Source organism: Streptomyces macrosporus (assembly GCF_039533145.1).
In the GTDB taxonomy this organism is placed as follows: Bacteria; Actinomycetota; Actinomycetes; order Streptomycetales; family Streptomycetaceae; genus Streptomyces; species Streptomyces macrosporus.
In genome coordinates, this window is sequence record NZ_BAAASZ010000018.1 from 44,201 (window position 1) to 58,188 (window position 13,988).

The 13,988-nt window shown below is 69.9% G+C and carries 12 protein-coding genes and 2 pseudogenes; 6 read left to right on the plus strand and 8 right to left on the minus strand.

All coding sequences use genetic code 11. The features are described from left to right. Positions 1-40: 40 nt before the first annotated feature. Positions 41-1,327 carry an MFS transporter gene (locus ABD335_RS11640; RefSeq protein WP_344322180.1) on the minus strand — a complete coding sequence of 429 codons (1,287 nt, stop codon included), beginning with the start codon at positions 1,325-1,327 and terminating at the stop codon, positions 41-43. A 165-nt stretch (positions 1,328-1,492) separates the two neighbouring features. Between ABD335_RS11640 and ABD335_RS11645 the strand changes: the two genes are divergently transcribed. Together ABD335_RS11645 and ABD335_RS11655 are read left to right on the plus strand one after the other, a co-directional pair. Continuing rightward, positions 1,493-2,038 (plus strand): CGNR zinc finger domain-containing protein, encoded by a 546-nt coding sequence (locus tag ABD335_RS11645; RefSeq protein WP_344322182.1) that lies wholly within the window; start codon positions 1,493-1,495, stop codon positions 2,036-2,038. Between the two features lie 829 nt (positions 2,039-2,867). After that, positions 2,868-3,682 (plus strand): annotated as a pseudogene (locus ABD335_RS11655) (IS5 family transposase); the annotation flags it as partial. Between the two features lie 13 nt (positions 3,683-3,695). On the opposite strand, the gene ABD335_RS11660 reads toward ABD335_RS11655, so the two are convergent. The 3 genes from ABD335_RS11660 to ABD335_RS11670 all read right to left on the minus strand — a co-directional run bounded on the left by ABD335_RS11660 (position 3,696) and on the right by ABD335_RS11670 (position 6,379). Further along, positions 3,696-4,172 (minus strand): DUF7919 family protein, encoded by a 477-nt coding sequence (locus tag ABD335_RS11660; protein ID WP_344322183.1) that lies wholly within the window; start codon positions 4,170-4,172, stop codon positions 3,696-3,698. 177 nt (positions 4,173-4,349) lie between these two features. Then, a complete protein-coding gene (locus tag ABD335_RS11665) occupies positions 4,350-4,949 on the minus strand; it encodes an Imm49 family immunity protein (RefSeq protein WP_344322184.1) in 600 nt (199 codons plus the stop codon). A gap of 539 nt (positions 4,950-5,488) precedes the next feature. Beyond that, positions 5,489-6,379, minus strand: a complete 891-nt coding sequence (locus ABD335_RS11670; protein WP_344322185.1) for a hypothetical protein — start codon at positions 6,377-6,379, stop codon at positions 5,489-5,491. 332 nt (positions 6,380-6,711) lie between these two features. On the opposite strand from ABD335_RS11670, the gene ABD335_RS11675 reads away from it, so the two are divergent. Continuing rightward, the gene (locus ABD335_RS11675; RefSeq protein WP_344322186.1) at positions 6,712-7,284 is read left to right on the plus strand and encodes a dihydrofolate reductase family protein; all 573 of its coding nucleotides are present in this window, start codon (positions 6,712-6,714) and stop codon (positions 7,282-7,284) included. Between the two features lie 90 nt (positions 7,285-7,374). On the opposite strand, the pseudogene ABD335_RS11680 reads toward ABD335_RS11675, so the two are convergent. The 4 genes and pseudogenes from ABD335_RS11680 to ABD335_RS11695 all read right to left on the minus strand — a co-directional run. Further along, positions 7,375-7,867: pseudogene (locus ABD335_RS11680) on the minus strand (transposase); the annotation flags it as partial. A gap of 112 nt (positions 7,868-7,979) precedes the next feature. After that, positions 7,980-8,348: a thioredoxin family protein gene (locus ABD335_RS11685; protein ID WP_344322187.1), complete on the minus strand. Its 369-nt coding sequence runs from the start codon at positions 8,346-8,348 to the stop codon at positions 7,980-7,982. A gap of 148 nt (positions 8,349-8,496) precedes the next feature. Next, positions 8,497-10,110: an MFS transporter gene (locus tag ABD335_RS11690; RefSeq protein ID WP_344322188.1), complete on the minus strand. Its 1,614-nt coding sequence runs from the start codon at positions 10,108-10,110 to the stop codon at positions 8,497-8,499. Positions 10,111-10,244: 134 nt separating this feature from the next. After that, positions 10,245-11,249, minus strand: coding sequence for an NAD(P)/FAD-dependent oxidoreductase (locus ABD335_RS11695; protein WP_344322189.1), 1,005 nt, complete (start codon positions 11,247-11,249; stop codon positions 10,245-10,247). Positions 11,250-11,341: 92 nt separating this feature from the next. Here ABD335_RS11695 and ABD335_RS11700 point away from each other — a divergent pair, with 92 nt between their 5' ends. From ABD335_RS11700 to ABD335_RS11710, 3 genes are all read left to right on the plus strand, one after another. Beyond that, positions 11,342-11,965, plus strand: coding sequence for a helix-turn-helix domain-containing protein (locus ABD335_RS11700; protein WP_344322190.1), 624 nt, complete (start codon positions 11,342-11,344; stop codon positions 11,963-11,965). A 121-nt stretch (positions 11,966-12,086) separates the two neighbouring features. Next, complete coding sequence (locus tag ABD335_RS11705) at positions 12,087-12,980, plus strand: class I SAM-dependent methyltransferase (RefSeq protein WP_344322191.1); 894 nt, start codon at positions 12,087-12,089, stop codon at positions 12,978-12,980. Between the two features lie 96 nt (positions 12,981-13,076). After that, positions 13,077-13,967 carry a DUF1684 domain-containing protein gene (locus ABD335_RS11710; protein ID WP_344322192.1) on the plus strand — a complete coding sequence of 297 codons (891 nt, stop codon included), beginning with the start codon at positions 13,077-13,079 and terminating at the stop codon, positions 13,965-13,967. Positions 13,968-13,988: the final 21 nt, after the last annotated feature.

A 13,988-nucleotide genomic window follows, 5' to 3' on the forward strand; every position in this document is an offset into this window, starting at 1 on the left:
AGCGTGCCCGTCACCTGGTCGGTCAACGCGCTGCAAGGACTCAGTCGGCCCGGGGTGCGGCCTCGGCCTCGGCGAGCGCCCGCGGGGTCACCGTCCGCAGGAACGGGATGATGATCAGTAGGGTGGCCACGGCGAACACGGCGAATGCGGTGCGGATTCCGAACCACTCGGCCAGCACGCCCACGAGGCCCGCGCCCAGCGGCATCGCGCCCCAGCTGAAGAGCCGCGCCGCGGCGTTGTAGCGGCCGAACATGGCGTCCGGGACGAGACGCTGGCTGAGGGTGCGCGAGTTCACCGTCCACAGGATGCCGCCCATGCCGCCGAGGAAGGCGCCGGCGCCCACCGCCCAGAGGTTCGTGGAGATCACCGGGGCGGCGACCATGGCGGCGGTGCCGACGAGGTCGGCGAACATGGACCACCGGCGCCCGAGCAGGCGGTTGACGCTCGTCACGGTGAGCGCGCCGACCAGGCCGCCGGCACCGAGGGCGCTGAGCAGGATGCCGTACTCGCGCGCGTCGAGGTGCATCAGCGAGGTGGCGACCAAGGGGATCAAGGCGAGCCACGCCCCCCAGCAGGCGGAGAGTACGGTCAGGGCGAGCGCCATCAGCCGCAGCAGTCGCTGCTGCCAGAGGAAGCGGACACCCTCGGCGATGCGCTGGTTGACGGAGCCGGCCGGGCGGGTGTCGTCCGCCTGCGGCTTGAACCGGCCCACGAGCAGGAGCAGGATCAGGGTGCCGATCAGGTAGCCCGCCCCGGTCCAGCCGAGCGCCACACTGGCACCGGCGGCCACCAGCAGTCCGCCGACGAACGGACCGCAGAACTCGTTGCAGGCGGTTTCGGCGCCGGCGACCCAGGCGTTCGCCCGTTCCTGGCCGGCCGGAGCCACTGCGGAGGGCACGAGGGTGGCCGCGGAGGTCAGCGCCACGACCTCGGCGACGCCGAGGACGAGGCCGCCGGCGTACAGGGCGGGCATGGTCACCTGGTCGCGCAGGGCCAGCAGGAGGAGCGCCCCAACGACGAGCATGCGTGCTCCGTCGGCGAGCCACAGCAGCAGACGGCGGTCGAAGCGGTCCACCAGGACGCCGACGTGCAGGGCGACCAGCAACCAGGGCAGCGTGAGGGTCAGGCCCACGCCGGCCACCTGGGCGGGGGAGTCGGTCAGGGTGGTCGCCATCAGCGGTAGAACGACCTTGGTCACGCCGTCGGCCAGGTTCGTGATCGCGGTGAAGCCCACCAGGACCGCGGTGTTGCGATTGCTGCGGTCGCCGGGCGCCGCCTTCCCGGACGTCGGCCCGGCCTCCGTCACCCGTACCCGCTCGTCCGTCACACCATCCACAACCAACCCCCTAAAGCTTTTTGGTGGTTAGTATGGCAGCGGTATCGTGAGTGCGCAGCACTCTTGGGCCACCGGTCCATCGCCCAGCCCGACGACCCCGTCGGAACTGCCATCGGACCCCCGGCAGGTCCCCGAGGACAGAAAGGCGGCACGCCCGTGCTCCACCCCTCTCCGGCCGCCGAACTGGTCGAGGCCTTCACCAACACCGTCGACCTGGAGAGCGGCGACGACGACGTCGCGACCCCCGGCGAGCTGGTGCACTGGCTGGCCGGCCGCGGTCTGGTGGAGCCGTCTTTGCGGTTGACGGCCGACGAGCACCGCGCCTTCCTGGACCTGCGTGCCGGCATCCGCGAGGCCCTGGACACCGACGACCCGGTGGAGCCGCACCGCCTTGCCGTCGCCGACGCGGTGCTGTCCCAGGTGCCCGTCCTGGTCCGCCTGAGCGACCTGCACGCGCCGCTGATCCCGGCCGTGGACGCACCACCTGCCCGAGCCGCCCTCGCCCGTCTCGCCGCCGCCTGGGCGGAGATCGTGTTCAGCGGGCATGTCCACCGGCTCAAGCGATGCGCCGAGCACACCTGCGGCTGGGTGTTCTGGGACTCCTCGAAGAACCACAGTCGCCGCTGGTGCTCCATGCGGGTGTGCGGCAACCGAACGAAGTCCCGGCGGTACGCTGCCCGGCAACGAGACCTCGCCGAGTGAACCTCTTCAGCGCTGCCTCTCCAGGGTGAGGACGGCCTTGGTGACGACGGCCACGCGGCCGGGGCCGACCCGGACTGTGCGGAACATCCGCCGGGACTTCGGACCTGCCATGCCGCCTTCGACAGGACCCGGGCCAGTGCATGGTCGGCGGTGCGCTGCACCGGGGCGAACTCCCCACCGGGCGATCGCCCGAGACCGGTGGTGACCCAACGGCCGGCGCCTTGGCCGGCGCGGTCGGCCAGGACGAGGATCCGTCTGATGAGGCACACCTGGCCGATGCCGTGGACGCGGGCCGCGGTCAGGCCATGGCGGCGTCCCGGTTCGCGCGCGGGAACCAGGGCAAGGAGCCGTCCGGGCAGGCGGTGACCTGCACAGTCATTCCGGGCCGGCGGTGTTGCATCGAGTGGTACGGCTCGTCCGCGGCCACTCCGAGTGGTGGGAACCAAGGCTCCGTCAACGATGACGAAGTCCTCTTCGCCCAGACCCACCAGGGCTCTGTGCAGGTCCGGCGGCCAGCACCTCCAGCGCCTCGCCCACGTACCGCCACGCCGTTGCTTCGGACATCCCCAAACCCGCCCCTACCTGGGCGAAGTCTCGTTCTTGCGCAGGCGGGCCAGGACGAGCAGGGCCTGCTTGAAGCAGCTCGGCTTCCGCCACGGCGCCATCGCGGTCACCCACACTGGCCGCACTCACGCAGGCCACCAGGACGGCGCCGCGGGTATCGGCGAGCGGGTGACGCTTGATACCGCGGGTTTTCCTGTCGCCGCCGTTAGGTCGTGTCCGATGGGTCACGTGACCCGCCCCCTGGTGGATCGTTTCGGTCGTCGTGGGGCGGGGTGGGCGGTGGCAGTGCCGTCGCCGGGTGATCAACGGGATTCTGTTCCGGCAGCGGACTGGCCTGCCGTGGCGGGATCTGCCGCCCCGTTTCGGGACGTGGAAAACGGTTCACGGCCGTCATCGCAGGTGGTCAGCAGGCGGCATGTGGAAGAGGACCCTCCGGGCCGTTCAGGCCGACGCCGATGCCGAGGGCCTGACCGACTGGGGCGTGGTCAGCGTGGACTCGACCTCCTGCCGGGCTCATCAGCACGCGGCGGGGCTCACTCCCGCCCGCCGAGAGTCCCCGGCAGACGAAGCATGCCGGTCCGGCATCGGAGCGACGAGGCCCTGGGCCGTTCCAGAGCCGGTCTGACCTGCAAGATTCATGTGGCGGGCGAGGGTGGGCGTCGCCGCCCCGCCTTCGTCCTCACTCCCGGCCAGTGGGGAGATGCCCCACAGTTGATCCCCGTACTGGAACAGATTCGGGTTCCGCGGCCCGCCGGCGGACACCCGCGTACTCGGCCCGATCACCTCGGCGGTGACAGAGCCCATTCGTCGCGCCGCAACCGTCGCTGTCTGCGGCGGTGCCAGACCAAGCACACGATCCCGGAGCCCAAGGACCAGCGTGCCAACCGCCGGCGGCGCGGCAGTAAAGGCGGCCGTCCGACCGGGTTCGACAGAGAGATCCACCGGCGCCGCAACGAAGTGGAGCGGACGATCAACCGGCTGAAGATCTTCCGTGCGGTCGCGACTCGTTACGACAAGAAGGCCTACGTCTTTCACGGGACGGTCACCGTCGCGTCGATCCGGCTCTGGCTGCGTACGTAGGGTTCGCTCGGCCCTACTCCAGCATGCGTTCGGCGTCATCCGGGACCCAGGGGAAGGTGACGTTGGGCCATCGCGCGGCGGCCCACGCGTCGAGATCGACGGCGAGAACGGCATCGATGAAGACCCGCGGCGGTCGGTAGCCGTGTGTGGTGATGTAGTGCGTGATCAGGAGCGGAGCGGCATAGGCGATGCCGGGCACGCCCGGGATCCGGACCTCCCCGTTCCCTTCCGGAGCCCCTTCCTCGGGACACAGGTCGCACTCGTGCACCCCAAGGCAGACGTTCATCCACTGGACCTCCTGAACAGCCTTCAGCTTCTCCACGAACACCGTGGGGACCGTTCCAGTCGAGTACGGCTTGCCGGCTTCCAGCCACCCGATGTTCAGGCGGGTGTACGCCGGGCGGTACCAGAGCGCGTAGACGCCCGATTCCCTGTCCGTGAACGCATCCTCGTCCTGGTAGTCGTACTCGCTGAGATCCTCGTAGAACACCCGCACATCATCGCCGCATCGCTTACTCGACGCCCATCGTTGAGTTCACGGCGGCGTATCACCCCACCATGATCCATCCGGCAGAGGGGGTTTGCCGCTTCATCCAGTTGTCCGAGCCGCGGGCCGGGCCAGGACAGGGTCGGCGCGGCCCGCCGGCCGTCTACTGTCGCGGGGCACTCACCAGTGCTTCGGGCAGGTAGGCGGACCGGATGCCCAGCTGCCGGCCGTGTGCGAGACGAGCGAGAGCGGCGGCGTGACGGCCCCCACCGGGAGCAGGCTCCGGGCAGCCGGGTCTGCGCCGGCATTCTCGCGATGCACCACGAGTCGTTCGCGCAGGGCCTGCTCGAACGCGGCCTGGTCGTCGTCGAGCAGGACGCGCAACAGCCGCTGGTCAGGCGAGAGCGTCCCGGCCGCATCCAGCTCTGCGGCCGACCGCGCCCGCTCGGCGGCATCCGGCTTGCCCAGCGGCACCGGGCCAGGGAGCGCGCCGGGGAAGCGCCCCTGCACGACGGCCAGGCAGGCGCACAGCGCGTCCAGCTCGGCGAGGTCGGCCGGGTCGGACACCGACTCCCGCCGCGAGTACGGCGCGCCGTCACGGATGGCGGGTGCGCAGTCCCTGCGGAGCAGAGGGCCGATCACCCGGTTCCGCTCCCATACCAGGCCGCTGATCACGGACCATGCGAACGCGTCGGTCCACGTCCGGGCCGTGGTCACCGGAGAGGTCGGCTCCCGCCTCTCCTCGTAGTGCAGCTCCTCGCTGCCGAGCGTCTCCGACACCAGGGGAGGGGCACCTCGAAGTCGCCGTCGGGGAAACAGGCGAGGCTCAGTACACCCAGGGCGCACTCCGCCGCCGTGACCAGGGCGGTACGGGAATCGGACGTACGCGCGCAGGGTCCGGCACGGTCCGCGCGGCGATGTGGTCGGCCGGCTCCTCGCCGAGTTCCCTGAGCCCGCGCCGCAACTACATGCCGCCGTAGCGCATCTCGTACCACCGGTCGTATGCCCGCCCCCACATGTCCTCGGAGGCCTGCCCGATCCGCTGTTCCGCGACCGTGTGACGCGCCACTTCCTTGATCGTCATGGCTGCCATCTTGGCAGTGCCCACTGACGGTGCGATCCCAGACGCCCCAAGGGCCGCCGCCCTGGCCTTGGTCCGCTCCCGCCTGTGACGCGCCGACGCCGCCCAGCCGGGCGGAGGTGCGGAGGTACGCGAAGCCTGCGAGTCGCCGCCCGCCTGTCCGCGCGGGGTCCGCCATGCGGTTGGTGGCGCACGCGGATCAGGCCCTGCGGGAGACAGGGCTGGGCGGAGGCGGAGGTCACCTGCGCTTGAGCTGCTCCTTGAACGGGGCGAGGTCGGCGGGCAGGGGGGCGGGCAGCTGGGAGAGGACGTACTCGAAGTCGACCCAGGACTGCTCCCACTCCGGGTCGCCCAGCGCCGCCTGGGCGTCGGAGAGCAGGAGGATGGCGCGGGCGTAGTGGGCGTGGGCGCCGACACCCTGGTTGAGCAGTTCCGCGAACCGATCCATCGCCTCTCGGGCGGCGTCCCGCTGGCCGGTGTGCGCGTCGTTGGCCGCGTAGCCGTAAGCCAGGCGCAGGGCGCCGTCCGCGCACAGCCGCAGGCTGTTCCCGGTGAGCGGGCCGAGGGACTGGTACTCGCGCACGCAGGCCGCGTAGGCGGCCACGGACGCGGGTGTGCCCTCACCCTCCAGAATGCGCAGCACCTCGGCGTGCAGGTAGTGCACGCGGGCCAGGTCCGGGCGGAGGGCCGGGTCGTCCGCCACGAGTCGCTCGTAGGTCGCCACGGCCTGCGCCGCGTGGTCGCGGGGGGAGCCCATGTCCGCGTCGGCCAGGCCGGCGTTGGCCAGCATCCAGGCCAGGCGGGCCCTGGCGTCCGCGCAGGTGGGCAGGTGCTGCGGTGACTCCGCGGCCAGGGGCTCGTAGAGGGTCAGGGACTGCCACGCGTCGGCGGCGCCCGCCGCGTAGTCGTCGAGCTCGCTGCGCAGGGAGGCGCGGTTGTACAACTGTCCGGCCAGCACCCAGCGGGCCTGTGCGTCGGCCGGGTCCTGCGCGACGATGGCCTCCGCGGCGGCGATGGCGCGGTCCGCGAACTCCTGGGCCTCCCGCGGACGCCCCTGCGCGCGCAACTCCTCCGCCCTGGCGACGTTCTCGTTCACTTGGCGTTCGCGGTCCCACCGACTCGTCCCCACGCGCGACAGGCTACTGACGCGCGTGGGGAAGCTGAAGGTGTCGAAGCGGCCAAATCCGCGGCCGTACGTGGCCGCGGGCAGACGTGTGGTCGGCGCTCCCCGGCCGCCGCGCGGCACGCCGGGCCCTGCCCTTGATGCCGGGGCAGGTCACGATGTCCGAAGGTTCGAAGCGGTCCGACCGCGCCGAACTCCTCCCGGAGCCCGTCGGCCACCCGGCCGCCAAAACCTACCGCGACGCACTCGTCCGGGACGGCATCCCGCCGGCGATGAGTTCCGCCGTGGTTTCCGGTCTGTATTCACACGCCCGATCAACCGCACTCGAGGAGAGCATCATGGCCGCCACCTACACCTTCGACGTCTTTTCCACCCTCGACGGCTACGGCTCCCACAGCGGCGACTGGGGCGGCTACTGGGGCAAGCAAGGCCCCGAGCTGCTCGACCACCGCCTCGCCTTGTACGGCGCGGAGCAGCGGATGGTCTTCGGGGCCAACACCTATCGGCAATTCGTGCGGCTGCTGGGCCCGAGCACCGAGGAGTCCGGTGACCCATGGGTCATCCGGATGAGGAGCATGCCGGCAACGGTGGTGTCGACCACGCTGGAAGGACCCCTCGACTGGCCGGACGCGACCGTCGTGCGCGGTGACGCCGTCGACGTCGTCGCCCGGCTCAAGGAGGAGTCCGAGGTGCCGTTGCGCTCGCACGGCAGCCTGTCGATGAACCGGGCGCTGATGGCCGCCGGTCTGGTCGACTGCGTCCAGGTGACGCTCTTCCCTGTGATCACCGGTCAGACCGGGCTGGCCCCGATCTTCCAGGGTGCGGCCGACTTCGACCTCGAGCTGATCGAGAGCCGGACGCTCGACGGCCACATCCAAGAGCTCGTCTACCGGCCCACCCTGCATGTCTGAATCCGTCCATGCCCCACCCCGTCAAGCAGCCGAACCCGACCCGGAGGTTCCCGCCGACCGACATGTCGACCGGTCTCATGACCGCCCTGGTCACGCGACTTGCTGATCACCTCCCGATTCGTCGGGGCGTTCGACGAGTTTGCCGTTCTCGAACTTCGCGCCAGCGCGGACCAGGGCGATCAGGTGGGGCGCGTTCACGGCCCGCCAGTGAGCCTGGGCGGATTCGATGTGTTTGAAGACCATGGGAGGGCCGCCGCGCGACTGCCGGCGCCGCGGGTGACCTCGGCCCTGAGCCGTACCGTCGCGAAGGCCGATTTCGATGGGATTCGTGGTGCACAGGTGGATCCAGTGCTCGGCCGGGAAGTCGTAGAACGCCGGCAGCTCGTCCAGATCGCCGGTGATCTTCCGGGCCGTCTTGGGCCACTTCTTCCCGTAGTCCTTACGCGAACTGCTTCGCCGCCTGCTCGGCATGGGTCCGGTCCTCGGCGCCTGTGACCTCCTGCAGGGCCTTCCGTGCTCCGGTATGGGCGAACTTCGGCAGCGCGTTGATCACATTCCGTGTTCTGTGAACCCAGCACCTTTGATGTCCGGCTGTATTGACCACAAGCGTTGCCGACACAAAGTGAGAAACTCCGCGGCGTGCGATGCGTGTGTTTGAGCGCGTAGGACGAGGCGCGGTAGGGGGCCTACCGTGCCTACCGGTTCTCGTCTGCTGCGGTGCTGGAAGCGCGCACTTCGTCCACGTCGAGGCTGCGCGCCTGGTTGATGAGGTCGTCGAGTCCGGCCTTCGGCAGGGCGCCGGTCTGACGGAAGATGGCGATCCGCTCGCGCACGATCATGAGGGTGGGTATCGACCTGATCTCGAATGCCTGCGCCAGGTCTCGCTGTGTCTCAGTGTCGACCTTGGCGGACACGACGCCCTCGTGTTTGTCCGAGACCTGTTCGAAGGCCGGCCCGAACGTGCGGCAAGGTCCGCACCGTTCGGCCCGGAAATCGATGATGACGAAGTCGTTTCCGGAGATGATCTCGTTGAACTTGTCCGCGGTCAGCTCGATGGTGCTCATGAGTGCTACTCCTGCGGGTGATCGGGGGTATCGGGTTGCGCTCAGGGCGCTGTGCGGCCGTCGGGCACACTGAGAGGTCGCGGTATGCCCGACGGCCGTCTGGTGTGCGGGCGGCGTCGTGTTCCGTCCGCACGGAGTTCCCGCGAGGTCAGCGGGCGGCGACGTTCTCCGCGACCCCGGTCTCCGGAGCTGCCTCGGCGTCGGGCTGGAGAGGTGCGGTGTTGTTCGGGCCGCGCAGGGCGACGTAGGGGAGCAGTGCGGCCATGACGGCGGCGCCGATCCACATGGTCTGCTGCCAGCCGTCGACGAAGGACTGCTGTGCGGCGTGGATCAGATCCTGGGAGTGACTGCCGATGGTGGGTGCGACCTCGATGGCGTTGGCGATGCCTTCGCGGGCGGTGTCCGCGGCCCCATGGGGGATGCCCTCGAGCTTGCCGTCGATGGCACTGCGGTAGCCGTTCGCCAGGAGCGCGCCGAGCATGGCGACACCGAGAGCGGTGCCGAACTCGCGGGTGACGTCGTTGAGTGCGGAGGCAACGCCCTGCTTGGCGCGGGGCAGTGAGCCGGTGATGGCCTCGGTGGAGGGTGTCATCGACAGGCCCATGCCGGTACCCATGGCGAGCATGCCGGCCAGGATGGACAGGTAGCCGCCGTCGACGGATACGAACAGCGCCATCAGCGCCAGGCCGAGGGTGGCCAGGGCGACGCCCACGGTCATGGTGGAGCGGGTGCCGATCTTGGCGGCCATCTTCGGGGCCAGGCCGGAGGTCATCATCATCGTGACGGCCATCGGCATCATCGCCGCCGTGGACAGCAGCCCCGACCAGCCGAGCACTGCCTGGAAGAACGGGAAGAGGACGACGGCGATGCCGGCCTGGACGCCGAAGACGACCAACAGGGTGATCGAGCCGGAGGCCAGGCCGCGCTCACGGAAGAGACGTACGTCCAGCAGAAATGCGTCCTGGCGGTGCAGTTCCCAGGCCACGAAGGTGATGGCGGCGACGACGCCGACGGCCAGGCTGATCAGAGTGATAGGGGCGGTCCAGCCGCGCTCGGGGCCTTCCTGCAGGACGAAGATGAGACCGATCACGGCGATGGTGGAGACCAGCACACCGATGGTGTCGAAGGAATGGGTGGAGTGTTCGCGGGAGTTGGGCACCGACTTCAGAGTCATCACCAGCGCGACGGCGACCAGGACCACGGGCAGCACGAACAGCCAGCGCCAGTCGGCGACGTCGACCAGCAGGGCGGAGAGGAACATGCCCAGGATGCCGCCACCTCCGGCGACACCGGTCCACACACCGATCGCCTTGCCTCTCTCCTCTTCGGGGAAGGTGGAGGTGATGACGGCGAGAGTGATCGGCATGATCATCGCGGCGCTGATACCGGCGGCCACGCGCGCGGCGATCATTACCCCGGCCGACGGAGCGAGTCCCGCGACGACGCCGGCGGCGCCGAAGATGATCAGTCCGGTGATCAGCAGGGGCTTGCGGCCCAGACGGTCACCGATCGCGCCGAGCGGCAGCAGCAGCGCGGCCAGGGCGAGGGTGTAGACATTGATGATCCACAGAACGGTGGTCTGCGAGGCGCCGAACTCGACGGCCATGTGAGTCTGGGCGACGTTCAGCCCGGACACCGATGCGATGACAGCCGTCAACGCGGTCGAGACGGTGATCAGGATCGCGCGCAACTGACGCGCATCCGGTGTTCCCGCGCCGCCGGCCGCCGCGGCCGCAGCCTGGGGAGGCCGATTGATACTCATGGTTTCCTTCCCCAAAGGGCATGCGGAATCAGCGCCGGGACAGGACCGGTCGCCAGGTTGGTGAGATGGGGACTTGCTCACCGCGCGGACCGCTGGATGGCGGTCGCACGGTTTTTCAGCAGGGGGCTTACATGTCAGCCGGTGGTCTTCTGCGCGGCGGCGAGCGCGGCGTCGGTGTCCGCGGCGGCCAGCACGGCGTTGATGTGGGAGCCGGCCAGGGCGCCGGCCGCAGCAGAGGCGCCGACCTGGGCGGTGAGGTCGGTGGCGTTGCCGGCCACCCACACGCCGGGGATCTCGGTAGTGCCGGCCATGGCGGAGACGATCCGACGGCCCATGTTGTCGGGCAGGTCTTCCATCGGCAGCTGCAGGCCCTCCAAGCCCTCGGTACGGGCCTGCATCTGTGTGGCCACAGCCAGAATCCGCCGCCCCACGAAAGCGCCGTCGGTCAGGCGGACGCCTGCGAGGGCGCCCTGTTCGGTGACGACTTCCTTGACGTCGGTCTCGACGATGCGGATGTTGCGGGCGGCGAAGCGGGCGCGGGTCTCGGAGTCCGGATCGGTGCCGCGAGTGAAGTAGACGAGGTCATCCGTCAGCTGGCGGAACAGCCAGGCGTGGTGGACGGAGGCGGGGCCGGTGGCGAGGATGCCGATGGGCTCATCGCGCACCTCATAGCCATGGCAGTAGGGGCAGTGCACCACGCTGTGGCCCCAGTGCTCGGCCAGGCCGGGCACCTCGGGCAGCACGTCGCGCAGGCCGGTGGCCACCAGTACCCGGCGCGCCGTCAGCGTGCGGCCGTCGGTCAGGGTGACGGTGAACCGCAGATCACCCTCCGCTGAGGGGGCGGCGGATTCGGCCGTGGCCACTTCCCCGAAGACGATTCGGCCGCCGTACTCACGTACCTGCCGACGTCCGCGCTTGAGGATCTCGGGCGGCGGGGTACCGTCCAGGACGATGAAGCCGTGCATGGCGGCGGCGGGGGCGTTGCGCGGGGTGCCGCTGTCGATCACGACGACCGAGCGGCGCGAGCGGGCGAGCATCAGCGCGCCGTTCAGACCCGCGGCGCCGCCGCCGATCACCACTACATCCACGGTCTCGGTGGGCAGTGCATCGCTCTCGTAGTGGGAAGTCCGCGCAGACATGTCGCGCCCTTTCGTCGTACCTGGCCCCCCGTGCTGGACCATCTGTGTTCGACGCTAAACCCACGTTGCATCGAAGGCATACCATGTTGCCTATGACGCAAGAAGATGGGCAGCTGGACAGCCTCGTACGCAAACGGATCCGCGCACTGCGCGTCGCACAGGGGTGGTCGCTGGAGGAGCTGGCCACGCGCGCCAACCTCAGCCAGTCCTCACTGAGCCGTATCGAGAACGGTCAGCGCCGCCTCGCTCTGGACCAGCTGGTCACCCTCGCCCGCGCACTGGACACCACCTTGGACCAGCTCGTGGAGAACGCCGCCGACGACGTCGTCATCAGCCCGATGATCGACGGCACGCACGGCCTGATGCGCTGGCCCATAAAGGGCGACCCTGGTATGAGCGTGATGCGTCAGCGGATGACCGACCCGCCGCCCGACAACCCGGCTCGCATGCGAGCCCACCCCGGCCGCGAATGGCTGGTGGTGCTGTCCGGCACCGCCGTCCTCATGCTTGGCCACCGGCGCTTTCGCATCGAAACCAACCAGGCCGCAGAGTTCCCCACCATGATGCCGCACGCCATCGGCGCCGAGGGCGGGCCATGCGAGATCATGGGCATCTTCGACCGCGATGCCCGCCGCGGCCACCGGAAGGACGCCGGCGCCGACGGCTCCGAAGCCGACCGCGGAGGCACCCGGGGCCCTGCGAATAGCGGGCCATAGTCGCGCCGAAGGCCCACGGCGCGGCGGGCGATATTGCGTGGCGGGCAGCACATCAAGCCACCCTCTTGCGTATTCCGCAAGCACTCGTGCGGCAGGCGCATGACCGGCTTACGGTGATGCCATGCCCCAAACGCATCAGCACACCCCCCACCACGGCGAAAACGGCCACCACCCCGACCACGACCATGGCGGCCACCAAGAACACAGGGATGGCGGTCAGGCGGAGATCCTCGATCTGGACGCCGAGGTGCTCGCCGAGCACCTAGCGTCCATCACCGCCTGGCTGCCGCTGAAGAGCGAGCCGCGTCAGATCGTGGACCTGGGCTGCGGCACCGGCGCGGGAACCTTCGCGCTCCTCGAACGCTTCCCCGACGCGCACGTCACCGCCGTCGACACCTCGACCGGGCACCTCCAACTCCTGCGCGAGAGGGCATGCGCCCGCGGTGTCGAGAGGCGCGTACGGACCGTGCAGGCCGACCTCGACACCAACCACTGGCCCGACCTCGGCACGCCGGATCTGGTGTGGGCCTCGGCCTCGATGCACCACATGGCCAACCCCGACCGCACCCTGCGGAGCGTGCGCGAACTGCTCGCCTCCGGCGGCCTGTTCGCCGTCGTCGAGCTCGCGGGCTTCCCCCGCTTCCTGCCCGCCCACGCCCCGGAGAACCGGCCTGGCCTCGAAGAGCGCGCACATGCTGCGACCGACAGCTTCCACGCTGAGCACGTTCCGCACCGCGGCGCCGACTGGGGCCCGATACTGACAGCCGCCGGCTTCACCGTCGAGGACGAGCGCACCATCACCATCAACATCGAAGGTGAGCGCAGCGAAGCGATCGGCCGCTACGCCTACAGCAGCCTGCAGCGCATCCGCGGCGTCGCCGCACCCGCCCTCAGCCCCGAGGACCTCGCCGCACTCGACGAGCTCCTGGACACCAACAGCCCAAACAGCCTTCTGCGCCGCGAGGATCTCGCCGTACGCACCGAGCGCACCGTCTGGGCCGCCCGCCGCGCCTGACACCCGGCGCAACCCACGGTTGCCTGCCGAGCAGCCTCAGCACCCAATTGCCTGCCTCATACGCCAACCACCGCCCGCGCAGCGCCATGCGCTTCGTTGGCTGAGCAACCATGCCCGCGCACGCCATCGCCGCGCCATCGACGCGACCCCACAGCGCGGCGGAGAGGAAAGGGAGCCTTCACGACTGCACCGCAGATCCCCGCCGACTACGAAGCCTGGCGCCAGGGCCGGTGGGAAGAGATCGCCGGAGCGAACGGCAAGGCCAAGGTCGTCGCCAACGCCAAGATCACCGATCCGGGCCCTCACACGCTTCCCGATATCCCCGGCGAATGGCGCACCACCGAAGCAGGAGACCTGACCGTGACGGCCAAGGCCGTCGACGGAGTACAGGTGGCCGGCAGCCTGGTCGATGGAACGAGCACTGTCCCCTCCGGCGTCTCCCTGGAGTTCCCTGACAACCGGGTCGGCTTCGCCGGCGGCACGGATGGCTCCTACGGCCTGGTCGTCATGGACCAAGACCGCGTCGAGCGCACCGGACTCACCGGCATCGACACCTTCCCCTACAACCCCGCCTTGGTCTTCGAAGGCCAGTACCGGGCAGCTCCCGAAGAGCGCCGGATCGAGGTGCCGCGGCTGACCAGCCCGCGCAGCACCGAAGCCATCCTGGCTCCCGTCGACTTGGCCGTGACCATCGACGGCGCCGAATACGTCCTGGCCGTCCTCCAGGACTTCCCCGGCCAGCGACTGGTGATCTTCACCGACGAGACCAACGGCGATTCGACGCCGACGATCGGCCGCTGGCTGGTGCTGCCGCTGCTGGAGTCCGGCAGCACCGTGACGGTCGACTTCAACAAGGCCACGCTCTCGCACCACCACCTGAACCCGGATGTGTTCGTCTGTCCGCTCTCGCCACCCGGCAACCATCTGCCGATGCGCATCGAGGCCGGCGAGCGCGCTCTGATCCACGCCGCCACCGGTCAGAGCTGATACGCCCCACCCCTGCCGGCC

What these genes read in the sequence shown, in the direction of transcription:
- ABD335_RS11675 (WP_344322186.1), top strand. Translation starts at nt 6,712, where the DNA reads ATGGCCGCCACCTACACCTTCGACGTCTTTTCCACCCTCGACGGCTAC.
- ABD335_RS11700 (WP_344322190.1), top strand. Translation starts at nt 11,342, where the DNA reads ATGACGCAAGAAGATGGGCAGCTGGACAGCCTCGTACGCAAACGGATC.
- ABD335_RS11685 (WP_344322187.1), bottom strand. Translation starts at nt 8,348, where the DNA reads ATGAGCACCATCGAGCTGACCGCGGACAAGTTCAACGAGATCATCTCC.
- ABD335_RS11690 (WP_344322188.1), bottom strand. Translation starts at nt 10,110, where the DNA reads ATGAGTATCAATCGGCCTCCCCAGGCTGCGGCCGCGGCGGCCGGCGGC.
- ABD335_RS11695 (WP_344322189.1), bottom strand. Translation starts at nt 11,249, where the DNA reads ATGTCTGCGCGGACTTCCCACTACGAGAGCGATGCACTGCCCACCGAG.
- ABD335_RS11705 (WP_344322191.1), top strand. Translation starts at nt 12,087, where the DNA reads ATGCCCCAAACGCATCAGCACACCCCCCACCACGGCGAAAACGGCCAC.